The organism is Fructobacillus sp. EFB-N1, assembly GCF_001038455.1.
Classification (GTDB): Bacteria; Bacillota; Bacilli; order Lactobacillales; family Lactobacillaceae; genus Fructobacillus; species Fructobacillus cardui.
In genome coordinates, this window is record NZ_LDUY01000007.1 from 67,271 (window position 1) to 89,796 (window position 22,526).

General features: G+C 44.5%; 27 protein-coding genes, 1 tRNA gene and 1 riboswitch. Of the genes, 20 read left to right on the forward strand and 8 right to left on the reverse strand.

Annotated features, from left to right (window positions below):
* Positions 1 to 61: 61 nt before the first annotated feature.
* The 3 genes from FEFB_RS02620 (at position 62) to FEFB_RS02625 (ending at position 1,199) form a co-directional block, all read left to right on the forward strand.
* Complete coding sequence (locus FEFB_RS02620) at positions 62 to 625, forward strand: DNA-3-methyladenine glycosylase I (RefSeq protein ID WP_047974696.1); 564 nt, start codon at positions 62 to 64, stop codon at positions 623 to 625.
* A 110-nt stretch (positions 626 to 735) separates the two neighbouring features.
* Positions 736 to 900, forward strand: coding sequence for a type II toxin-antitoxin system HicA family toxin (locus tag FEFB_RS09145; RefSeq protein ID WP_082131895.1), 165 nt, complete (start codon positions 736 to 738; stop codon positions 898 to 900).
* A gap of 68 nt (positions 901 to 968) precedes the next feature.
* Positions 969 to 1,199 (forward strand): type II toxin-antitoxin system HicB family antitoxin, encoded by a 231-nt coding sequence (locus tag FEFB_RS02625; RefSeq protein ID WP_047974697.1) that lies wholly within the window; start codon positions 969 to 971, stop codon positions 1,197 to 1,199.
* A gap of 356 nt (positions 1,200 to 1,555) precedes the next feature.
* Here the strand turns inward: FEFB_RS02625 and FEFB_RS02630 are convergent.
* Together FEFB_RS02630 and FEFB_RS02635 are read right to left on the reverse strand one after the other, a co-directional pair.
* A tRNA-Arg gene (locus FEFB_RS02630) sits at positions 1,556 to 1,627 on the reverse strand.
* 18 nt (positions 1,628 to 1,645) lie between these two features.
* Positions 1,646 to 2,281: a YigZ family protein gene (locus tag FEFB_RS02635; protein ID WP_047974698.1), complete on the reverse strand. Its 636-nt coding sequence runs from the start codon at positions 2,279 to 2,281 to the stop codon at positions 1,646 to 1,648.
* A 43-nt stretch (positions 2,282 to 2,324) separates the two neighbouring features.
* Between FEFB_RS02635 and FEFB_RS02640 the strand changes: the two genes are divergently transcribed.
* From FEFB_RS02640 to FEFB_RS02675, 8 genes are all read left to right on the forward strand, one after another.
* Positions 2,325 to 3,632: a helicase-related protein gene (locus tag FEFB_RS02640; protein ID WP_053068926.1), complete on the forward strand. Its 1,308-nt coding sequence runs from the start codon at positions 2,325 to 2,327 to the stop codon at positions 3,630 to 3,632.
* A 152-nt stretch (positions 3,633 to 3,784) separates the two neighbouring features.
* Positions 3,785 to 4,339, forward strand: coding sequence for a ComF family protein (locus tag FEFB_RS02645; protein ID WP_053068927.1), 555 nt, complete (start codon positions 3,785 to 3,787; stop codon positions 4,337 to 4,339).
* A 114-nt stretch (positions 4,340 to 4,453) separates the two neighbouring features.
* A complete protein-coding gene (locus tag FEFB_RS02650) occupies positions 4,454 to 4,678 on the forward strand; it encodes a DUF1146 family protein (RefSeq protein WP_047974700.1) in 225 nt (74 codons plus the stop codon).
* 106 nt (positions 4,679 to 4,784) lie between these two features.
* Positions 4,785 to 5,768: a rod shape-determining protein gene (locus FEFB_RS02655; protein WP_047974701.1), complete on the forward strand. Its 984-nt coding sequence runs from the start codon at positions 4,785 to 4,787 to the stop codon at positions 5,766 to 5,768.
* Positions 5,769 to 5,777: 9 nt separating this feature from the next.
* Positions 5,778 to 5,987, forward strand: a complete 210-nt coding sequence (locus tag FEFB_RS02660; protein ID WP_047974702.1) for a DUF2969 family protein — start codon at positions 5,778 to 5,780, stop codon at positions 5,985 to 5,987.
* An 82-nt stretch (positions 5,988 to 6,069) separates the two neighbouring features.
* Complete coding sequence (locus FEFB_RS02665; protein ID WP_047974703.1) at positions 6,070 to 7,281, forward strand: FtsW/RodA/SpoVE family cell cycle protein; 1,212 nt, start codon at positions 6,070 to 6,072, stop codon at positions 7,279 to 7,281.
* 9 nt (positions 7,282 to 7,290) lie between these two features.
* Positions 7,291 to 8,280, forward strand: a complete 990-nt coding sequence (locus tag FEFB_RS02670) for a DUF2785 domain-containing protein (RefSeq protein ID WP_047974704.1) — start codon at positions 7,291 to 7,293, stop codon at positions 8,278 to 8,280.
* 86 nt (positions 8,281 to 8,366) lie between these two features.
* Positions 8,367 to 9,509: a D-alanine--D-alanine ligase family protein gene (locus FEFB_RS02675; RefSeq protein WP_047974705.1), complete on the forward strand. Its 1,143-nt coding sequence runs from the start codon at positions 8,367 to 8,369 to the stop codon at positions 9,507 to 9,509.
* Positions 9,510 to 9,572: 63 nt separating this feature from the next.
* On the opposite strand, the gene FEFB_RS02680 is transcribed toward FEFB_RS02675, so the two are convergent.
* From FEFB_RS02680 to FEFB_RS02690, 3 genes are all read right to left on the reverse strand, one after another.
* Positions 9,573 to 10,031, reverse strand: coding sequence for a universal stress protein (locus tag FEFB_RS02680; protein WP_047974706.1), 459 nt, complete (start codon positions 10,029 to 10,031; stop codon positions 9,573 to 9,575).
* Between the two features lie 454 nt (positions 10,032 to 10,485).
* The gene (locus FEFB_RS02685; protein WP_047974707.1) at positions 10,486 to 11,775 is read right to left on the reverse strand and encodes a replication-associated recombination protein A; all 1,290 of its coding nucleotides are present in this window, start codon (positions 11,773 to 11,775) and stop codon (positions 10,486 to 10,488) included.
* 68 nt (positions 11,776 to 11,843) lie between these two features.
* Positions 11,844 to 12,218: a DUF1694 domain-containing protein gene (locus tag FEFB_RS02690; RefSeq protein WP_047974708.1), complete on the reverse strand. Its 375-nt coding sequence runs from the start codon at positions 12,216 to 12,218 to the stop codon at positions 11,844 to 11,846.
* Positions 12,219 to 12,473: 255 nt separating this feature from the next.
* A riboswitch (TPP riboswitch) is annotated at positions 12,474 to 12,563 on the forward strand.
* Positions 12,564 to 12,691: 128 nt separating this feature from the next.
* Between FEFB_RS02690 and thiS the strand changes: the two genes are divergently transcribed.
* The 7 genes from thiS to FEFB_RS02715 are packed head-to-tail and all read left to right on the forward strand — an operon-like array spanning position 12,692 to position 16,787.
* Entirely contained in the window at positions 12,692 to 12,889 is a 198-nt protein-coding gene (gene thiS / locus FEFB_RS02695) for a sulfur carrier protein ThiS (RefSeq protein WP_047974709.1), read from the forward strand.
* A gap of 5 nt (positions 12,890 to 12,894) precedes the next feature.
* Positions 12,895 to 13,548, forward strand: a complete 654-nt coding sequence (gene thiF / locus FEFB_RS02700) for a sulfur carrier protein ThiS adenylyltransferase ThiF (protein ID WP_047974710.1) — start codon at positions 12,895 to 12,897, stop codon at positions 13,546 to 13,548.
* A 3-nt stretch (positions 13,549 to 13,551) separates the two neighbouring features.
* Positions 13,552 to 14,322, forward strand: coding sequence for a thiazole synthase (locus FEFB_RS02705; RefSeq protein WP_047974711.1), 771 nt, complete (start codon positions 13,552 to 13,554; stop codon positions 14,320 to 14,322).
* A gap of 17 nt (positions 14,323 to 14,339) precedes the next feature.
* The gene (locus tag FEFB_RS08960) at positions 14,340 to 14,525 is read left to right on the forward strand and encodes a hypothetical protein (protein WP_053068928.1); all 186 of its coding nucleotides are present in this window, start codon (positions 14,340 to 14,342) and stop codon (positions 14,523 to 14,525) included.
* Between the two features lie 32 nt (positions 14,526 to 14,557).
* The gene (locus FEFB_RS02710) at positions 14,558 to 15,598 is read left to right on the forward strand and encodes an MFS transporter (RefSeq protein WP_235271952.1); all 1,041 of its coding nucleotides are present in this window, start codon (positions 14,558 to 14,560) and stop codon (positions 15,596 to 15,598) included.
* The gene (locus FEFB_RS08230; RefSeq protein WP_053068930.1) at positions 15,588 to 15,872 is read left to right on the forward strand and encodes a hypothetical protein; all 285 of its coding nucleotides are present in this window, start codon (positions 15,588 to 15,590) and stop codon (positions 15,870 to 15,872) included. The genes FEFB_RS02710 and FEFB_RS08230 overlap by 11 nt, the downstream gene beginning before the upstream one ends.
* Positions 15,873 to 15,881: 9 nt before the next feature.
* Positions 15,882 to 16,787: a hydantoinase/carbamoylase family amidase gene (locus FEFB_RS02715; RefSeq protein ID WP_053068931.1), complete on the forward strand. Its 906-nt coding sequence runs from the start codon at positions 15,882 to 15,884 to the stop codon at positions 16,785 to 16,787.
* Between the two features lie 275 nt (positions 16,788 to 17,062).
* Here the strand turns inward: FEFB_RS02715 and FEFB_RS02720 are convergent, their stop codons facing one another.
* Positions 17,063 to 17,320 carry a hypothetical protein gene (locus tag FEFB_RS02720; protein ID WP_047974712.1) on the reverse strand — a complete coding sequence of 86 codons (258 nt, stop codon included), beginning with the start codon at positions 17,318 to 17,320 and terminating at the stop codon, positions 17,063 to 17,065.
* A gap of 169 nt (positions 17,321 to 17,489) precedes the next feature.
* Positions 17,490 to 18,101, reverse strand: a complete 612-nt coding sequence (gene rpsD, locus FEFB_RS02725; RefSeq protein ID WP_047974713.1) for a 30S ribosomal protein S4 — start codon at positions 18,099 to 18,101, stop codon at positions 17,490 to 17,492.
* A gap of 376 nt (positions 18,102 to 18,477) precedes the next feature.
* Here rpsD and FEFB_RS02730 point away from each other — a divergent pair, with 376 nt between their 5' ends.
* Positions 18,478 to 20,181: a septation ring formation regulator EzrA gene (locus FEFB_RS02730; protein WP_047974714.1), complete on the forward strand. Its 1,704-nt coding sequence runs from the start codon at positions 18,478 to 18,480 to the stop codon at positions 20,179 to 20,181.
* Positions 20,182 to 20,320: 139 nt separating this feature from the next.
* Here FEFB_RS02730 and FEFB_RS02735 read toward each other — a convergent pair whose 3' ends face one another.
* Positions 20,321 to 21,733, reverse strand: a complete 1,413-nt coding sequence (locus FEFB_RS02735) for an APC family permease (RefSeq protein ID WP_047974715.1) — start codon at positions 21,731 to 21,733, stop codon at positions 20,321 to 20,323.
* A 115-nt stretch (positions 21,734 to 21,848) separates the two neighbouring features.
* Between FEFB_RS02735 and FEFB_RS02740 the strand changes: the two genes are divergently transcribed.
* Positions 21,849 to 22,394, forward strand: a complete 546-nt coding sequence (locus tag FEFB_RS02740; protein WP_369795893.1) for a guanylate kinase — start codon at positions 21,849 to 21,851, stop codon at positions 22,392 to 22,394.
* The last annotated feature ends 132 nt before the right edge of the window (positions 22,395 to 22,526 follow it).

The window sequence follows — 22,526 nt, forward strand, 5'->3', positions numbered from 1 at the left end:
TTTCGTATAATATGGAAAAGATAATTAAGACGAAAGTTGTTTTGTCGAAGGAGGGGTATGAATGGTTGCACGTTGTCGTTGGGCTACAAATTATGAAGAGGGGACGCCAATGGTCGCCTACCATGACCATGAATTTGGCCACCCTGTTCGAGATGATGAACGACTTCTATTTGAGTTGTTAACGCTAGAACTTTTTCAGTCAGGTTTGAGCTGGCGAACAGTTTTGAATAAGCGAGCTAATTTTAAGGCAGCTTTCGCTGATTTCGATATTCATCAGGTAGCTTATTTTGACCAACAGGATGTTGAGCGGCTGCTTTCTGATGCTGGGATTATTCGCAATCGGATGAAAATTGAGGCAACGATTAATAATGCTCAACAAATCCAAACGCTTCATCATCAGGGCGAGACGTTTTCTGATCTGGTTTGGCAGCCAACAAATGGTCAAACATTGGATATTGGTGTTGATCAGGATGAAAAGATAGCCAGCCAAAATACGCTTTCTGAAACCTTTAGTAAGCAACTGAAAAAAATTGGCTTTAAGTTTGTGGGACCGGTGACTGTTGAATCGTTCTTGCAGGCTGTTGGTGTCGAAAATGCACATGACTTAGAATGTGATTTTCGTTAAGTTCAAACCCTGTGGGGTATACATAAAGTGCTTGATTAATGTGTATATTGTGTGTGATACAGTTGTCGTCAAGCCAAAGGAGAAATTTGATTCTTGACTATTAACCAAAAGTGTTGATTAAGAAGTTAGAAAAGAATGGCTTCAAAGTTATCGGCCATAAAGGTTCACACGTAATGCTCAGTGATGGTCTACATTATACTGAAGCGCCAAAACATTCTAAAGAACTTCCAAAAGGATTAGAAAGAGCGATTTTAAAACAAGCGGGTCTTCAATAGGCCACTTGATTAAGGTATTTAGGTATATTAACCAAGCATATAACAGAATTTAAAAGAGGATAAATCGCATGGATAAGGAAATTGAGTTTGTCATGAACTATTCGGTTGTCAGTCATCAAGAGGATGATATGTTTTGGGCAAGCGTTCCAGGTGTTTCCAGTGCTTTTACAATCGGGGCGACGGTTGAGGAAATTCTTGTCAAAATTAAAGAGGCGATTGAATTGGCACTATCAACGACGCTCGTTGTTCCTGAACCAACCAAGTTTAGCGAAGTTGATGCAGAAGACGGATTTGTCTAAATGGTAACGGTGTCGTTGATTGATTATCTGAGAGCATCATCAAAAACGATTCGAAAGAACGTGACTGTGCCCAGCTATTTAAGTGAGTTAGTTAAAAAGAATGGTGATAACGTTTCTGAAATGCTCACAAAAGCGCTTGAAAAAAGATATGGCATTGGCTGATTTAAAAATAGCTTGAATATTAAGTGTTGCAGGGAGACAGCAATGTCTCTTTTTGTATTCAATTGACTGGTTGTTTTATTCTAGTTGCCAAATGAACAATAAAAAGCACCTCAATTCAATTAAGAATTTGAGGTGCTTTTTGAGTTCATTCGCTACATAAACCCTTTAAACGTTGATCTATCAACAAGTATGCATGCGCGATCCGGGAGTCGAACCCGGATTGCAAGAACCGGAATCTTACGTGCTATCCATTACACTAACCGCGCGAACTAGATAATTATAACCTACTTTGCGGGAATTTCCAAGTATGTTTCACCGATTTTTTCAAAAGAAACTTGGCCGGCAAAGCGGTTGGTTAGTTCTTCCTCAAAGGCTTTTACCTGGTCCGGGGCAACTGCTACTTGGTGGTGGACGGCAGTGTCAAAATTAGTCGCAAAGACTGGGTATTCTTCTTGTTTCAACCAATACGTCAGCTGATCATTATTTTGATAATCAATATCAATTTGAATCTTTTCTCTCCAAAGGCGTTCGACCAAACCGGCCTCGTCTAACCCCTGGGCAACAGTCCCAGCATAGGCCCGGATTAAACCACCCGCGCCAAGCTTAATGCCCCCAAAGTAGCGGGTGACCATGGCCAGAATATTGTGGACCTGGCGTTTCTGCAAGACTTCGAGCATCGGAACGCCCGCCGTTCCAGAAGGCTCACCATTGTCCGAATAGCGCTTAATTTCATCGTTGTCGCCAATCACATAAGCAAAGACATTGTGATTGGCTTTGTGGTGTTCCTTGGAGATCTGCTCGATGTAAGTTTGTGCTTGCTCTTCGGATTCGATGCGAAAGAAGTAAACGATAAAGTCTGATTTTTTAATTGTTTGTTGCCAGGAATAATTATCCAAAGCGAGTAAGTAAAAAGGTTCCATAGCACGTATTATAACATGACCAAGTCAGAAAGAAGGTAGAAAAATGAATGCTGAGAAGCTCTATGGTCGCCTAGTAACTTGGCCAAAAGCGATTGCTCCACCGCTACCTTGTCAAACATTACCTGCCTTTAAGCAGGGGGTCTGCCAGCGTTGTGGTCAAAAGGAACGGGCAAGGCTTGCCAATAATGGCTTTTATTGCTTAAAGTGTCTGAACATGGGCAGAATTGCGACCAATGATTGTTTACTGACGATTCCTGAACCAAATCTCTTTCAAGCCAAGAGTCATCTCAGATGGAACGGTCAGTTAACCAAGCAGCAAGAACAGGTTAGCCAAGATTTGATGGAGAGCTATAATAGGCGAGAAAATCGGTTAGTCTGGGCGGTCACCGGTGCTGGTAAAACAGAAATGCTTTTTCCATTAATTGATTACGCACTGCGGGGAAAGGGGCGGGTTGCCATTTTGACGCCGAGGTTCGATGTGGTCCTCGAACTAGCGCCACGATTAGAAGCAGCGGCTTTTGATTGTCCAATTCAAGTTCTCTATGGGCAACATGGTAGCCAATACCAGTATAGCCAGTTGGTTTTGGCGACGACCCATCAAGCGCTCCGTTTTTACCGTGCCTTTGATTTATTAATTATTGATGAGGTTGATGCTTTTCCTTTTCGTGGTGATGCTGCTTTGTCTTACGCCGTTTTGCGAGCACAAAAAATTCGCGCGAGTGTTGTTTATCTAACGGCGACGCCAACGGCTGATTTGAAGCGCTTAGTCACACAGAAGAAATTAGCCCAGTCCTATCTGCCGCAACGTTTCCATCAAGGCCTCTTACCACAAATTCAGGTGAAGCGTGTTGGTAACTGGCGCAAGCACCCACTAAAGAAGTTATTAACCTCTGTTCAATTATGGGCCAATCAACAGAATCCCTTTTTGATTTTCGTACCACGGGTGAAGGATTTAGTGCGAGTTTTTGATTATCTGCAAAGGTTTCAGACGCTTAAGGGGACAACCGTCCATGCCTCTGATCCTGACCGTGCCGAAAAAGTCCATGATTTGCGGTCTGGTGCCTACCGGTATTTAGTTACGACGACGATTCTAGAACGTGGAGTCACATTACCTGCCTTGGAAGTGGTGATTCTGGGTGCTGATGATTCCGTTTTTTCAACAGCGGCGCTTGTCCAAATTGCAGGACGGGTGGGACGGTTTAAAGAGCACCCCGATGGCCTTGTCTTAGCACTCGTACAGGAGCCGACACTTAAATTACGGGCGGCTCGTCAGCAAATTGCTGATTTGAACAATCGGGCAAAACAGGTGGCCGGTGTGCCAACTGATTGCCTGGAAGGAGATGAAAATTGAATTGCACACTCTGCCAAGAGGACTTTCAATCGTCAGTCACGATTGGCCAGTTGGTTTTCAATAAGAGTCAGGCCAAGCAGTTATTGTGCCCGGAGTGCTTAAATAGTTTTGTTCATTTAAGAGGGACGATTTGCAGCGGGTGCGGCCGTCAATTGGCGGATTCAATTCCGACTGCGAGCTCACCGCTGATTTGCTTAGATTGTCAGACTTGGCAAAATCAGGGTTACCACTTGCTTGGCCACCAAGCACTCTATGTTTACAACCAACCATTAAGGGAGTACATGTCCCGCTATAAGTTTATGGGCGATTATCGGCTTGCCACCGTGTTTCAAAAGGAGATGCGTCAAATGCTTCGGTGCTCGGTAAAAGACAAGCAGATTGACTTCCTTATCCCTATTCCGGTGAGCAAGGAACGATTTTTACAAAGGGGTTTCAATCAGGTTAATCCATGGCTTTTGCGTTCTGCCAAAGACGTGTTAGAAATCTTTAATCACAGTAAGGTTGACCAATCTAGCTTGGATCGAGCAGGCCGACTCAACACGCCACAACCATTTGTCATTGCTGCAAAGCAAGCTAGATTGGTGGCAGGTAAAAGAGTTTTGGTTGTTGATGACGTTTATACCACCGGACGAACACTTTACCATGCGGCGGACTGCCTTTATCAGATTGGTGCTCGTTTTGTGTCGTCAGCGTCATTAGCCCGTTGATTTGTTTTTGACGTTGAAGGTCGGGGTAGGAGAAAGTGTTTGTAAGAACTCCTATTCTGGATTGCTGCTTTAGCTCCTCTGTTATAAAATAAAACGAATAGAAGGAGAAATTTCATGCCACCACTTTTGACTTTGACCACAACGATTGCCGCCATCTATTTTGTCTTTTACCTGATTCGTCCGATTGATTTTGGCAAGTTACTACCAAAGAATCCTTTGCAGGCAGCCGTGCTCAAAGTAGTTGTTGCGACGAGCCTCGGATTTTTGTTGGCGACAGCCTTGGTATCGCTTTTAAATTCGGCCTTACAACTGCCCGGCACTCTCCTAAAAGATTTCTAAGAGATACCGGCCGAAACTGGTCAAGTATGATATAATTTAAAGGATTGTAGGGGACTGTCTTTTCTTTTGGACCCTACCGAACATGAATTTTGGAGAAATAATAACCATGGCAAGAGATATTGGAATTGATTTGGGAACCGCCAACGTTTTGATTTACGTTGAAGGCGAAGGTGTGGTCCTTAATGAACCTTCCGTTGTCGCCGTTGACGACAAGACTGACCGTGTTTTGGCCGTTGGGGCTGAAGCCTATCGGATGGTCGGCCGGACACCTGGAAACATCCGGGCCGTTCGTCCTTTGAAGGATGGAGTCATCTCTGACTTCGATATTACAGAAGCGATGTTAACTTACTTTGTTAACAAGTTGAATGTTAAAGGCTTTATGTCAAAGCCAAACATCATGATCTGTGCACCAACAAACATTAGTGAAATTGAACGTAAGGCAATTATTCAAGCTGCTGAAAAGGCCGGCGGTGCCAAGGTTTACTTGGATTACGAACCAAAGGTTGCCGCTATTGGCGCTGGTTTGGATATCTTTAAGCCGGTTGGTTCAATGGTTATCGATATGGGTGGTGGAACTTCTGATATCGCTATCTTGTCATTGGGTGACATTGTTGTTTCCGAATCAATCCGGGTTGCCGGTGATCGCATGAACACCGATATCGTCAATTACTTGAAGCGCGAACACGGCTTGATTGTTGGAGAGCGCTCAGCAGAAACCATTAAGATTGAAATCGGTTCTGCCTTGAAGTCTGACACGCCACAGACAATGACTGTTCGTGGTCGTGACAATTTTGAAGGCATGCCACAAACCATCACTGTGAACTCAAACGAAATTGAAGAAGCCTTGCATGACACATTGGTTCAAATTGCTGACGCTGCACACTTGGCTTTGTCAAAGTTGCCGCCTGAATTGGCAGCTGACATCATCGATCGTGGTGTGATGTTGACTGGTGGAGGCGCTTTGCTCGATGGGATGGACAAGTTCATTGCTGACCGTTTGACGGTTCCTGTTTTTGTTTCAGAATCACCATTGGACAACGTAGCCAAGGGAACTGGAGCATTGTTGGAACACATGATGTCGAAGAAATAAGGAGTAGTCATGAGCAAGAAAAATCAGAGCTTTGGCGTATCTTTAGTAACAAAGGACAACGAAATCCAGGTTTTGGTTGATGATCAACTGGTTGGCAAAATCGAACAAAATCAGGGTGGCTATACTGGTGTTTTAGGCAAGCAGGTTGTCATTGCCAGCGCTCAATCGACCGATGAAGCCTTGCAGGCAATTCTCGCATCATTCAATCTCTACCATTAATTTTTTAAAAGAATCCTTTGCCACGGCAAAGGGTTTTTGTACATAGAACTACCTAAAATTTTGTGCAAAAGGAAGATTCACCATGCAGCGTATCGCATCACATAAAACAGACCGGCCATCTGCTTCAGAGTTGGACTGGGGCATGATTTTAATTTTAATCTTGCTGATGTTAATTGGTCTGTATTCCCTGTACTTTGCTATTTTAAACGGAGGTAAAGACGCCTCGCCCATTAAAGCTGTTATTATGCAGATTGTTTACTGGATTGCTGGTGGCGTGCTAATTGCCTTCATCATGCACTTTGATGCCTTCCAGCTCTGGCGATTAGCCCCATTGCTCTATGCCATGTCCTTTGTCTTGCTGATTGCTGTTCTGATTTTTTACAATCGGGCTTTGTATGCGAATGCTGGTGCTAAGTCGTGGATTGTTATCGGGCCGGTTTCGATTCAACCAGCGGAATTTGTAAAACCGTTTTACATTGTGATGTTAGCGAAGATTGTTGCCACTCATAATCGTTTGTATCCAACGCACCGGGTTGATTCCGATTGGTTGTTAATTGCTAAGATTGCGGGATGCTTCTTACCGTTGGCTTTCTTAATCGCCTTACAAAACGATTTGGGAACGCTCCTTGTCTTTATGGCTATCACGGCTGGAATTGTCGTTGTTTCCGGTATTACCTGGCGGATTCTTGGACCTGTTTTTGCGGGCGTGGGTGTCTTAGGCGCTGGTATGATTTTCTTGGTGGCCTCAACCATTGGTCGAACCATCCTTGGGGCCTTGGGGTTCCAGTCTTACCAATTTGCTCGAATTGATGCCTGGTTGCACCCTGGACAAGATACTTCTAATACCGGTTATCAGACATATCAAAACCTCAAGGCAATCGGGTCTGGTCAACTTTTTGGGTCTGGTTTTGGTAACATGAAAGTCTTTGTGCCTGTTCGTGAATCGGATATGATTTTCTCAGTAATGGGTGAGTCCTTTGGTTTCATTGGGGGTGCCTTCTTAATCGCTTTGTACTTCTTTTTGATTTATCGCATGATTAAGGCAGCATTTAAGGCGAAAAACGCCTTTTATGCCTATATTGCGACAGGAGTCATTATGATGGTTTTGTTCCACGTCTTTGAAAACATTGGGATGAACATCGGTCTCTTACCATTGACAGGAATTCCGCTACCCTTTATTTCACAGGGAGGGTCGTCGCTGGTTTCGAATATGATTGGAGTCGGGCTGATAATGTCGATGTCTTATCAGCAGCAAAGCCGAACGTTCAACGATTCGAACGAATTTAATTTGTAAAAGGGTGCTATGGAAGAACTTGCTGCAATTCATGAAAAAACACGGGTCTTATTGTCACAGCTACGCAGTGGGGATGTTTATGAATCACTGCCTGAGTTACTCTTTGTCTTAAAGGAAAATGCGGATATGGAGCCGGCTGAGCCAACCCCTCGTCCCAGAGACTCGATGGCTGCCATTGAACAAATGCAGGTTTACCAGGATGTTTGGTCAGCCAATCATGAGGAATCAAATCAATTTGTGGCTGATGATGACTTGCGAGCATTCGTGGACCAGTTGTCTTCACCGAGTGCAAAGATTCGTGATACTGGTGCATTCTTCTTTCTTGGTAATGCCATCCAAAACGGTCATCTCAGCCACCAGCAATTAGACTGGTTGACGGCTGAAATGATTAGCGACGAGCATTTACTCACTCAAATTTTGCAGGAAGAAAATGATGGTGCTTATGGTCGTTCCTTTGCACTGGCTATTCTTTCGATTTTATTGATGGCTGATCAGCAAGCTGCTGAGCCTTTTATTGGCCCAGAGTTGATGATGGCAATCGTTGAACAGGTTAGCCTGTATACTCTGCTAGAGCGGGATACTCGCGGTTTCGTTCCTGGTCATGGATGGATTCATGCTTATACTCATTTAGCAAATATACTGGGTGCTATTTTTGACCGGACGGATGTTCCACGGTCTGACAAGCTGTTCTTGTTGGCTTGTATTATGACCAATTTCCGTCAATTAAATACACCGCTAACGATGGGGGAGCTGAACCGCCAAGTCGGTACCATCTTGCGCTTAAGTCGGAAGCATAGCCTTTATGCCGATTATTTACTGCTGTCATTAAAGTTGTGGCGGCAAGACCTTGTGAACGAGCCCTTTGCACAAACTCGGTCACGCTGGCAGAAATTATATAATCGAGTTGATTTCTTCCAGCAAATTTTAGCTTTTGGTCAAGACCAGGTGCCTGAAAAGGTCTGGTCATATGTCCAAGAGACTAAGAATTACCTTTCTTAATTGTCTTCGTCTCGCCAAATTGGCGAATGAAAAAATATTAACCCATGACGTCCGCCTTTTTGGTGGGCAAATAAAGGAATTTTGTTATGAGCAAAAAACATGTTGTGTTGTTGTTTGGTGGGAACTCGTCTGAGCACGATGTTTCCAAGCGGTCTGCCTATAATTACTACCAGGCCCTAAAGGAAACGGGCAAGTATGACCTTTCGGTCGTAGCGATTGCCCAAAACGGTTTTTTCTTGGATGCCAAGCGGTCATTTGAAATTATGAACCAAGCCGACGAGGCACCCCTGGTTGCTGAATACATGGAAAGCATTAATCCAACGGAAACGCTGGCCCCAATTGCTGCCTTGAAGGATTTGCCACCAATCGATATCTTTTTCCCAGTTGTTCACGGTAATCTGGGTGAAGATGGGACACTGCAGGGACTTTTCCGTCTCTTGAAAAAGCCGTACGTTGGTGCTGCCTTGCGCGGCCACGCGATTTCCTTTGATAAGGTGATTACTAAGGAAATTTTGACGGCAAACGGTATACGCAATACCAAGTACCTGGTTACTTATCAAAATGATGACCAGCCACTAACTTGGGCAACCGTTGAAAAAGAATTAGGCTCACCGGTCTTTGTTAAGGCTGCTAACCAGGGATCATCTGTTGGTATTTCACGGGCAGAAAATGAGGCTGAATATCAGGCTGCCTTAGCTGACTCCTTCAAATATGATCGCAAGGTCCTGGTTGAAGCAGCCGTTAATGGTCCTCGTGAATTAGAAGTTGGTGTTATCGGTAACGATGACATCTTGGTTTCCGAAATCGGTGCCCACCAAGTTCCGGACCAGGGTGGCGATGGTAAGGGCTGGTACGACTACAAATCAAAGTTTGTGGATAACTCAGCCGTTGCCTTTGAGATTCCTGCCAAATTGCCAGAAGATGTTACGGCTGAAATTAAAGCCATGGCAAAGAAGGCTTACCAGGTCTTGAACTTGGCTGGAGAGGCCCGGATGGACTTCTTGATTGATGAAAATAATGTTCCTTATTTGGGAGAACCAAATACGCTGCCAGGATTTACGAACATGTCTTTGTTCAAGCGCCTTTGGGATTATTCCGATATTAACAACGCTAAGTTGGCCGACATGATGGTACAATATGGTTTTGAAGCTTACGAAAAGGAACAACAAATTTCTTATTCATTCGAATCATTGGGTGAAGAGAAGGTTGGAACTTTTAACGGTCAATAATTAATAATATTAAATAAAAAACGTCCCTTGCATAAAAGCAAGGGACGTTTTTTTTACTGATTTTTACTTTTGAGCGAGCTTTTCGCAACGAACAACCAAGACGTCGATTGTTGCCATTCGAGTGACGAAAGCAGTGACAGAACCAACAACTAAACGCTCAACGGTGTTGAGTCCAGTTGCGCCAATCACAATCAAATCAGCTTTGATTTCTTTTGGAATATCGGTTGCAATCATGGTCTTTGGTGAACCATAGTCAATCCGATATGAAACGTTTGAGAGGCCGGCATCAGTAGCCTCCTTCTTGTAAGTTTCCAATGATTGACGGGCATCTTCTGTGATGGTATCAATCATGGTGTTATCAAAGGATGTGATGTTTTGAATGGCACGAGTATCAATGACATTAGCAATCACTAATTCAACGTTGCCGTCTTCTTTTGCCAGGGTAATTGCGCGCTTTAAGGCCGCCTCAGCTTCCTTTGAGCCATCCACTGGAACCAAAATCTTCTGGTAAGACTGTGTCATCGTAAAGACCTCTCTTTCTAGGTTCATTATAAGTCTTTTAAGACGAAATAAAAAGTGGCCTCTATGGAATAGAAAATTAGTTGGTATTAAAAGTTGGCTCAGTTCTTTTTATATCAGTATGAATCCACAAAAAAAGCCCGCCCGAAGGCGAGCCGTGGGTCATGCCCACGATACTCTATTGGTACCGTTAATCGCTACTCAGATTTTCCTCGAAATTATCGAGGTGGGCGTTTCACCGGGGGCTTTGACTACCGAACGAAAGGGCATGCCATGACCTGAGGATTCCCGTCCAAAATAAAAAGGTTGTAAGGAAAAAGCTGTTAATGTAGCAATGCGTATACCAGAGTATTCACTAATAGTATACTGATTTTGTCTAAAAATACTAGTCTTGACATTCTGATTTTTGTGAGTAATGACCAACAAAAATTGTCATTAAAAATCAGATTGGTATTGTTTATTTTAAGCCACGACGCTGTTGGTTTTTGAGACTTTGGTTGACGTCTTTTAACTGCTGCTCGAAATTCGAGTTACCCTTCGGCTGGAAGTAGGCATCATCCTTGATGGCATCTGGGAGGTATTGCTGAGCAACCCAGTCATTGGGGAAGTCGTGAGGGTAGATGTAGTCGTTACCATGGCCGAGTTTCTCGGCGCCCTTGTAGTGACTATCGCGCAGATGGTCTGGGATAGCCTGGGCCTTTGAGCGGCCTGCTTGAGCGATGGCAGCATCCATCGCGGTGTAGGCTGAATTTGATTTGGGCGATAATGCTAACTCAATAATGGCATTGGCCAGTGGAATCCGTGCCTCGGGCAGCCCTAATTTTTCAGCAGTTTGAATCGCTGTAACGGCACGTTGAGCGCCATTCGGGTTGGCGAGGCCGATATCCTCGTAGGCAATCACAATCAGTCGGCGAACCAGGATTTGTAGGTCGCCGGCAATAATCAGTCGGGCGGCGTAGTGCAGGGCCGCATCGACATCTGATCCTCGAATAGATTTTTGCAAGGCCGAAATAATGTCATAGTGGGCATCACCATCCTTGTCGGCGACGAGTGACTGCCTCTGAGTCGTTTCTTCAACGACCTCCAAGGTCACCTGGATAATTCCGTTTGCATCCGGCTTGGTCGAAAGGACTGCTAATTCCAAGGAATTTAGGGCGGAGCGAAGGTCGCCGTTAGTTGCCTGGCTAAGGTGGGTGAGGGCTTCTTCGCTTAGATTAACTTGGTAGTTGCCAAGTCCGTTTTCTTTATCTGTCAATGCCTGTTTGATGGCTTTTTTGATGTCTTGGTCACTCAAAGGTTGGACTTGGAAAATTTGGGTTCGGGAACGAATGGCTGGCGTGACGTTTAAGTATGGGTTCTCCGTTGTTGCCCCAATCAAGATAATCGCGCCCGATTCGAGGTGAGGGAGGAGAAAGTCTTGCTTGACCTTGTTGAGACGATGAATTTCATCCAAAAGAAGGACAACTGTCCCCGACATTTTTGCTTCTTCAGCAACGACCTGTAAGTCCTTTTGCGAATCGGTTGCCGCGTTCAGGGCTCGAAAGGCAAAGTTTGTCGAACCGGCAATGGCCGAGGCAATCGAAGTCTTACCAGTTCCGGGTGGGCCATAAAGAATCATTGATGAAAGACGCTTGGCTTCCACCATCCGCCAAATGATTTTATTTTCGCCGACTAGGTCTTCTTGGCCAACGATTTTTTCAATTTTTGTTGGCCGCATCCGGTAGGCCAGTGGTTTTTGTCCGGGCATGAAGGCTCCTTTATCAGTATGGCTTTGTCTTGATAAAAAAGAAGCCGGTTGAAACCGGCTTCGTCAGGTTACAGGTCAATTGATTCCTGGTTTACGGCTGATTTTGCCGCAAGAATGACCGCGTAGGGGTTATCAGTTTGTGTTGTTCTTTCAAAATCGGATAAAAGGGTATAGGGGTGATTGGTGCTGACGGCCATTTGCAAGTAGTTGATGTAGGCATCACCACAAGCATCCTGGTCAATCAGTAAGGTCGTATCTGGCCAGTTGGCCATCCGTGCCTTGAGTTCATCTTGAACTTGGCTATCGTCGGCCTTTGATTCTTTAACGGCCGCGACTACTCGTTCACGAAAAGTGCCTAGGTAAAGGCGCTGTTCATCAGGGTTAATCTTGGGACCACCATTACCTTGCTGCCCCTGTTCTAAACGGCTGTTAACATCATCCATTGGGTTATCCTCCAATTACTTTACTACAGACAATTATACGGAAAAAGCTGTGGAGATTAAAGGCTTGTCTGCTATTTTCGGGTGTTATCCAACATTTGTCGGTTGATTGATTTAGTCTATTGAATGCTGTTAATGAAAAATCCGAAGCGGTGAAGATTTTATTAGAATTGGTCTAGTAAATCCAGTGAAACTTTGTCCCGTTTCATCAGTGGACATGTCAAAAAATCCATGTTATATTGATTTCGAAAATTGAATACGAATTATCTGGGGTGCCGACTGGCTGAGATTATACCCATTGAACCTGATTAGATTAAAGTCTGCGTAGGAAGATAGTGATGATAGTTTTTTTTGAAAGCTGTTTTTGCGTTTTTTGACGTAGAAACAGCTTTTTTGTTCAATTTTTAACAAAAGGGGATAGCAGCTGCAAGGGAAAACTGATTTTTTGGCGGTCAGACCCAGAAGGGAGAAAAGAGATGGTCACAATTAATGGCGAACAGATTGACAACATCGCTGGTGGAACGGTTTTGAGTTTACTTGAAGAACAAAACCGTCATCAGGAAAATGTGGTTGTTGAACTCAATGGTCAAATTTTATCGAAAGCGGCTTTGGCTGAAACGGTGCTGGTTGAGAACGACAAAGTGGAAATTATTGCTTTTGTAGGTGGGGGTTAGGGAAAATGACAACGATTGCAATTGACGGCCAGGCGGTGGAATCCGTCTACCTAAAAATGAAGGATCGCAATGTAGCTGACAGTCAGGAAAAGTTGGCAGCTGCTCATGTGACGATTGCCGGTTCAGGGGGATTGGGGTCTAATATTGCCATTGCGCTGGCCCGGGCCGGGGTTGGTCATTTGACCTTGATTGATTTTGATGAAATTGAACATAGCAACTTGAACCGTCAGCAGTTTAAGCTAAGCCAGGTTGGCTTACCAAAGGTGTTGGCCCTGAAACAAAACATCCTGGAGTTTAACCCCTTTGTTGAGGTGACGACTTGGCAGGAACTAGTGACGGAGGACAATGTGTTGGACCTCTTCACCGGTGCCAATATTATCTGTGAAGCTTTTGATGATCAAAATGCGAAAGCAATGCTATTACGGCGGGCGCAAGAGGTTTTGCCAGAAACGCCGATCGTGATGGGCAACGGCTTAGCCGGTGTTCACGACGCTAATCAAATTCAAACCGTCCGGCAAAGTAACCATGTTTACCTTTGTGGTGATGGCCAAACCAAGGGAGCAGAAGGTTTGATGGCCGCTCGTGTTCTGATTTGTGCGGGTCATCAGGCGAATCAAATCCTACGTTTAATTCTAGAAAAAGAGACAGTAGAGGAGTAAAAAATGTCGACAAATGATCCATTGGTCATCGGTGGCCACCAGTTTGAATCACGCTTTATTTTGGGCTCTGGTAAGTACTCATACGAGCTGATTGACTCAGCGGTTAACCATGCCAAAGCGGAAATTATCACGATGGCTCTTCGCCGAACGAGTATAGCTGAGGAAAACATTTTAAACTTTATTCCGCAGGGAACAACAATCCTGCCAAACACTTCGGGGTGCACGAACGCTGAGGAGGCAATCCGGATGGCGCGAATTGCTCGTGAGCTGAGTGGGAGTGATTTTATTAAACTAGAAGTGATTCCTGATAAGCAGTATTTGATGCCCGATAACTATGAAACGTTAAAGACAACCGAAGTCTTGGCCAAGGAAGGCTTTATTGTCATGCCTTATGTCTTGCCTGATTTCAATATTGCAAAGCAATTAGTCGATGCAGGTGCTGCTGCCGTCATGCCATTGGGAGCACCAATTGGCACTAATAAGGGCCTTTCAAACAAAGATTTGATTCAAATTTTGGTCGACGAGATTGACCTGCCAATTATTGTGGATGCCGGAATCGGCCGTCCCAGTCAAGCGGCCGAAGCAATGGAAATGGGTGTAGATGCCATCATGGCTAATACGGCAATGGCAACAGCGGGGGACATTCCCCTGATGGCCGAAGCCTTTCACTTAGCGATTGAGGCTGGTCGCAAGGCTTACCTGGCAAAACCAGGACGAATATTGACGAAAAAGGCTGCACCATCATCACCGCTGGCAGGTGTGAGCCTTGGTTAGAAAGGAAGGGAGTGGCCATGATCCAGCCGAAACGGGCAAGGCTTCATCTATCATTAGCACAGAAAATCATCTTGATTAATTTTCTTGGTTGGGTTTTTATCTATGCCGATCGAACAATCTTAAATCCAGTGATGCCGGAAATTCAACGGTCTTTTGGTCTGAGCCATGCTGAATTGGGACTGATTTCATCTGTTTTTTTTTAACCTATACGGTTAGTCAGTTACCATTTTCACGTTTGGCTGATGGTCACTCGAAGAAGCTTGTTGTCGCTTTGGGCTTTTTCTTCTTTGCAGTAATGACTTTTCTATCGGGTATCGTGCCAACCTTTACTCTTTTTCTATTGGTGCGATCTCTGGTTGGTTTAGGGCAGGGCAGCTTTTACGGTCCGGCCTATGGATTAATTAATGAAAACCTTAGTGACCGCCATGCAACTTTGGGCATGGCCATTATTAATAGCGGGCAGGGTGTTGGACAGATTCTTGGCACCTTGCTGGCTAGTACGTTGGTAATTCAAAATCAGGACCACTGGTCAACCCCCTTTTTAGTGCTTGCCTTACCGACGGTGATGGTCGGTTTCCTGTACCTGTATGGCCTACCTAAAGAGGGCCGGCCAATTCGGTATGGGGGAAAGTCGGTGAATGCACGCGGTGGCCAACAGCAATCGCTCATCTCGTCGTTAGCAGCAAAATTAGCGCCAAAAATTTGGCGACCGTTTTTCAAACGGCCACTAGTTGGTGCCTATTGGCTTTTGTTTTGCTCGATTTATGGCCAGATTGCCATGTTAACTTGGTTGCCAACCTTTTTGTTGGGAATGAAAAATATTGACCAACGCTTTGTCGGTTTGATTGCTTCGATTGTGCCTTTGATTGCGATTCCAAGTGCCTTAATTTTGGCGAAAAAATTAGATCAAACAGCACATGCTAGACGATTTCTGTACCTTTTTGTACCGTTGTCGGCCTTGGCATTGGTGTTAGGCAGTCTGAGTCAAAATTCAACGCAGATTGTTTTGGCACTGATTTTGTATGGGTTGACCGGGAAAATGACGATTGACCCACTGTTGCTGCAAGTTATTCGTCGCCATGCACCAAAGGGGCGAGTCGCAACAACCTTTGGGCTCTATAACTTTATGGGGATGTTGGCCTCGATTACGGCGCCATATCTGACGGGCTGGTTAACGGATGTGACTGGAACTTTTTCGGTTGGTTTTGATTTAGCAGCGGCCTTGCTGTTGTTGGGGTTACTTGGTTTTGGATTGAGTCAGAGAAATGCAGGATAAAAAAATTACCGACCTTTTGGAGAGTTTTCAAGCAATTGGTCGCACGAAAAATCAGGGTTATACGCGGACGGTTTATGACCAGGCCTGGTGTCAGGCACAGAAGCAGTGTGTCAACATTATCAAGGAATTGGGACTGGTACCCTGGGTTGATGAAATTGGCAACTTGTATGCGACTGCTGATTTAACTTGGCCCAAAGAACCTGTAATTTTGGTTGGTTCGCACCTGGATACTGTTGTCGATGGTGGCCTATATGATGGCCTTTATGGCGCTTGAGCTGCTGTCTTGTCGGTTAGTCAGGTGACCAAATCAGAACAACGTTTGCGACAGCCACTCGTTGCCGTTATTTTTTCAGAAGAGGAAGGATCACGCTTTGATGCGACTTTTACGGGCTCACAATATTTACTTGAACGGGATTTGAAGGGCTTTGATGCCTTGGATGATGTTCAGGGACAGACCTTCGGCCAAGTTCGTCAAGCTGCGGTGGCTGCCCTGAGTCCCTTTGTTCAAACGGCGTCATGCTTAAAGATTACCCAATACCTAGAACTGCATATCGAACAGGGGCCGATTTTAGAGAATACGGGGACCAATATTGGTATTGTAACGACCATTGTTGGTCAGGAACGCTTTTTGATTCAGTTGGTGGGGCAGGCTAACCATGCTGGAACAACACCAATGGATTGCCGTGATGATGCCTGCCAACAAGCAGTTAGTTTGTTGGCGGACCTTTACCGTGAGTTAGCGCAGATTCCTGATTTACGCTACACCATTGGCAAAGTTCAGTTGGAGCCTAATGTAGCCAATGTGATTCCTGGCCTGGTTACTTTTTCGTTGGACTTACGCCACCAAGACCAGTCGGTTTTGTCAGAAGCTGTTGGTGTGGTGGCCAAACTAGTGGACCGGTATCGGGCAAAACTTGAGCGGACTACGGCAGTTATGCCCACCCAAATGGATATGGGTCTTCAGGGGGAGATTGCGGAAGCATGCCAATCAGTTGGTCTGACGCACCAATTCTTATCATCTGGTGCAGGTCATGATGCGCAGGTGATGGGGGAACAAGTGCCGACTGCCGTGATTTTTGTCCCCAGCGTTGGCGGGGTTAGTCATGTACCAGATGAGAAGACAACACCAGCAGATTTGGAAAATGGCCAACGGGTTTTGACGGCCGTTTTGGCAAAATTAGTGGGGTAGTATGAACAAGACGAACCATTCCTCAAATATAACGGGGGATGGTTCTTTTGTGCTGTTTGATTCGTGAAAGATGAAAGTGTGGGTGGGGACGCTTTTAATTGGTAACGTTGCCCTTTTCAACGATTGTGTGGGTTATCTCTGGTCTGATTTTTTCAAGGTAAATTTAGAATGGAGGTGTAACACTCTTGATAAAGAAAAGAAGTCAAAACCCTTGGTAAGCTTGACTTCCAGTCGAAAACTATTCATAAAAGAATGGTTAGTCAACAAGATAAGGATTATTGTTGTTTTCTTAGGATTAGTGGGATCGCGATGCCAAAGCCAATCATAAGAGCACCAATTGTTGACCATGCGGATTGATGAACTTTGATGCTCACAAATGTGATGATTAAGCCCAAGATGATGTAGGAGGCACCGAAAGACAGTGATAACTTTTTGCGTTTACTTTGTTCCGTTATTGTTTTTAGTTTTTCCATACTGGTAATAGCCACCCAAGTAATAACAAATATGATGAACATGTTAATGAGCCAAGACATGATTTCTCTCCAATTATTGATATAATTGTTCTAGTTTAACATGTTTTTTTGGAATGAAGCCTAACCGTCTAAAGTCGACCTCTGCAACTAGTTTACAACCGAATTATTTGAGCAAAGAAAAAAGCCACTGCATAAGCAGTGACTTTTCAACCAGAAAGAGTTAATTAAATTAGCCCAAACGGTTGTAGTATTCGACGATCAAGGCTTCGTTGATGTCAGCATCCAATTCTTCACGTTCTGGCAAACGAACGAAAGTACCTTCAAGCTTGTCAGCATCAAATGAAACGAATTGTGGACGTGAAACTACTGATTCAACAGCGATTTGGATAGGCACAATGTTCTTTGACTTTTCACGAACAGAGATAACCTGACCAGGAACAACTTCGTATGATGGAATATCAACGCGCTTACCATCAACCAAGATGTGACCGTGGTTAACCAATTGACGTGCTTGTTGGCGAGTAGTTGCCAAACCAAGACGGTAAACCAATGAGTCCAAACGGCGTTCCAAGAAGATCATGAAGTTGGTACCGTGAGTACCTTGACGAACCTTGCCGGCCTTGTTGAACAATGAGTGGAATTGACGTTCAGTCAAACCATAAGTGAAACGCAACTTTTGCTTTTCGCGCAATTGCATTCCATATTCAGAAACCTTTCCACGACGTCCTTGGCCATGGTCACCAGGTGCGTAGGCACGACGTGACAATTCCTTACCAGTTCCAGAAAGTGAAACACCCAAACGACGTGAGATACGCCATTTTGGTCCAGTATAACGTGACATGTATATGTCCTCCAAAATGTATTTTGCTGTACATTTGAGGGTCGGCACCAGATGCGTGCAGCGTCAAGAAAAATCGTTTCTCAGTGACTGTAGCCAAGTCCTTACTAACGAGTTTGGACGTTGTTGACGCGCTTCTTTACCGACTGCTACTCAATACAACTTCAACAAGTATAGCAAATCAGAAGAAGATTAGCAAGGGAAAATTGATGGTAAAACCCAGCCATCGTCGATTCTTTTGCAATCTTTTTGTAAAATCTAGACTGAAAAGAGTAAAAAATCTTAAGAAAGGGATAAAAGGAAGTAAATGGGTCTGATTTCATCAAACAATAGTGTATGGTGGACTTAATTAGTAAATAAAGCTGAGGGTTTAGTACATATGTGGATTATTATTGCAATTATCGTGATTATCGCTATCTTAATCGGTCTTGGTTGGGCGGTTTTGATACAGCGCCAAGCCGCCACACAGGTAGGTGATTTTAGTATGGCTAAAAAAGCGCTCTTGGATGAAGACATCGCAACTGATTTAGCCGCCGCACGGAAGGTCGCATTAGCAGGCCAGGCTTTGCAAAATTTCCAAGAAACGGAAAAGATTTACCGTGACTTGCGCAACCATCGTTTTGCGGCGATCGATGCGGAAATCAATCGAGCAATGCAACTGAGCGCAGGTTTGAACGTTAGGAAAACAAGGAAGTCATTACAATCTTTATTGGATCAAATGACGGAAGCTGCTGCCTTGCAAAAACAGGTTGTTTCAGGACTGGAAGATATTCAGCAAGAAAATCAAATTCAACGTCAGGCAATCGATCAATTACACGGTGACTTTGACGATATTACGGATCGGTTAACAGCCACAGATAATCCTTACGGCCCCAGTGCCCCTGCTCTATTAGCCTTTTTATTTGATGAAGAAGAAGAGTACCAACGCTATCAAGAACTAATTGAGTCTGGAGACCGAGTCAAGGCAGCCCAAAAGTTTGAAGAGGTGGGGATGATTGCTGGTCAAGTGCTCGATTATATGCAGAACCTGCCAATTTTAGTTACCACCTTTAATGAAAAATACTTGGATCAGATTAACGAGTTAAACACGAGTTGGCACGATTTGACGGATCGTGGCGTTGTTTTTGCAGAAGGTGTTGTTGAGGAAGCCTTGAATGAAGTCGATGACCTGCGCCTCCAAGGACTCAAGGCGATTGCAGGTTTGAAAGTCAAGGAAGCAAATACTATTTCAACGACTTTGAACCAGAAGATTCAAGAATTGTATGACCTTATGGAAGAAGAATATCAGGCTTATCACCGTTACTTTAAGCAGCAAGAACGTGTGAATATGGAATTTGATCGGGTTAAGGAACAAAACCATTCTTTGCTCCTTGAGCTAACTTATTTGAAGGGACGCTTTATCCTTGGCCATGAAGAAGAAGACCGCCAAGCTAGTTATCACCATGATATTGAAGGCTTAGTGTTGAGCCAACAAGAAGTTCAACGAGCCTTAAAGGAAGGCAGTCAGACATACAGCTGGGCGGTTACGCGCCAAGAAAATTGGTTTTCAATTTTGAGCCAATTAGATAGTGACCAGGTCGCCTTGTACCATCAAATTGAAGAGTTCCAACCCGCTTTGAAGTCTGCTAAGGAGCACACGGCTGGCTATATTGATCAAATTCGCGGTGTGAAGCGATCGCTTGAACGTCGCGACTTGCCGGGGTTACCTGAGGATTTTCTACAAAAATTTTTTGCAGTGAGTGACGAAATTACGCGTCTAGACGAGGCTGTGTACGCAGGTGAAGTTGATCTGGACGATGTGCAGCGTCAATTAAACATTGTTGCTGCTGACTTTGATACCTTAAAGGAACAGGCCCACGATGTGATTATCGCTGCTGATTTGGCTGTTTCACTGCTTCAGTACGCTAATCGTTACCGCGAACAAGACGAAGGAGTTGCGAAGGCGTTGAAGGTGGGGCAAAAGCTTTACCAAGTCGATTTTGATTACGATGGTGTGATTAAAGAGATGAAGCCAGTCTTGCAAGTGGCTGAGCCCGGAGCCTTCGAGCGTCTCCAGAAAAATCAGGACCCGGTTCTTCTATAAGAAAGAGACGTGATTAAAGTAATGAAGTATGGCGTTTCCTGTCCTGATTTCACCACTTGATGACGTTAAAAGTAAATAAGAGCAAAAGAAAAGCTGACTGTCAGGGTTGATTCCCAAGCAGTCAGCTTTTTAAATTGATTTACTTTTCGATTTGATTGAGTGAAGAATGGCGGATACTGTAAGTAAAGTACCAAATCAAACCAATCACGACCCAGACACCATACATCTTCAATGTTTCTGCAGGCAAGCGCAGGATTAAGAGCAATGATAATCCGGCAGCGATGACTGGCAGGACAGGGTAGAATGGCATTTTGAAACCGTCATGCTTAAGGTCTTGACGCTTACGCAAGAACAAAACACCAAAGCTGATAAACATGAAGGCTGTCAAAGTACCAATGTTAATCAGATTAGCCAGTGTACTTAATGGAACAAGTCCGGCCAAGAATGCCTCAACAGCAACAGCTAGAATCAAGGCGTTAACTGGAAGACGGTGTGGGCCAGCGACCTTTCCTAAGCCACGAGGCAAGAGACCATCACGACCGAAAGAATAAGCCAACCGTGATGAGGCGAAGATCAAGGCCAACACAGCGGTGAACATTCCAATTAAAGCACCAATTGTAATGACAACGGAGAATTGTGTCTGCTTAACGGCCTGCAAGGCGAAAGCAGCTGGGTCATCAACACCCAAGTTTTTGTAGTTGACGATTCCTGTCAAAACAATTGAGAACAAGGTATATAAGACGGCAGAAATTGCGACCGTGCCCAAGATTCCCCGAGACATTGTCTTTGTTGGATTCTTAACTTCGGCTGCGTGAGCGGCAATCGTGTCAAATCCCAAGAAGGAGAAGATGATTGAAGCTGTTGCGGCGGTTAGGCCACCAAGGCCAAAGACACCCGTTTGGAATTGCTTAGGGTAGAAATCAGCGTAGTTATGGCCCGTCACGAAGAAGAGACCACCGATAATGAAGAGGGCGATAATGGCAACCTTCAAGACAACACCGGCATTTTCAATCTTCTTTGATTGGCTTACACCAGCGAATAGAATGGCTGCGGAAATTAAGATAATAGCCACGGCCATCAAGTTGACAACACCACCGGCACCAGGACCAGCCTGGAGCGCCTTTGGTAGAGCCCAACCCATTTGACCGAGCAAATTATTGAAGTAGGCAGAGAAACCAGTCGCAATCGCAGAAACGGCTAGGAAGTATTCCAAAATTAAGGACCAACCAAGAATCCAACCAATTACTTCACCATAGATAACAGATCCGTAAGAATAAGCTGATCCGGCAACTGGCATGGCTGATGAAAATTCGGCAAAGGCCATGCCACAGATACCGGAGAAAATGGCCGCCACCAGAAAGGCGATGGAAACAGCGGGACCGGCATTATTAGCAGCCTCATGACCGGGCAGAATAAAGATTCCAGAACCAATGACGGTTCCAACACCTAGGCCAATTAGGTCTTTTGTTGTAAGCACGCGTGCCATTTGCTGATCCTTCTCAAGGTAACCAGCAGCTGACTCGCGAGCAAAGGCACGTTTTAGTAATTGCATAACTTTTCTCACTTTATTTTAATATAACTGCCATCAATTGTACCAACTTTTAACTGGATTGTCGATTACTTTGATGATAAGGTAAGAAAACAAAGGAATGGGGGATGAGAGAGCCATGAATCGGGTAATTGTTTTAACGGGACCAGCTGGAGCGGGGAAAACCTCAATTGCAACTTACTTAAAAGAAAAATGGCGAGTGCCACAAGTCATCACGCATACTACTCGTCCTAAGCGGGCTGGTGAGGTTGACGGTGTTGATTATTATTTTGAAACAAAGGATTCCTTCTTATTAAATCATTATTTGGAGTCGGTTTATTATAGTCAAGCGAATTATGGCTCTTCTAAGGAAGGTTTAGAAAAAGCCTGGCAGAAAAGTAACCTGGCTAGTATTGTCTTAGACACCAAGGGAGCTGAAACCTATCAAGAGATTTTAGGCGACCAGGCCTGGATTTGGTATGTCACGATTAAAGACGTTGTCAAACTTGAGAATCGGCTGATTGCTCGTGGGGATGCAAAAGATAGGGTACAGGCTCGATTATCTGCACCAGAGTTCCGACGTGATTTAAATTTACCTGATAAATTACAAGGCCATGCGGAAATCATTATCAATGATGATTGGCAACAGACGTGTGACCAAGTGGATCAGTTATTGGAACGGTAAAGGCGCTTGAATGCTGAATTTTAAAATCAAAATGCTGATAAATCAGCGTTTTAGACCAATCAACAAAATTCGTCAAAAAAACTATTGACGAGTAGGAGGGCAGGCGCTATACTAGTTATTGTTCGTTACGAA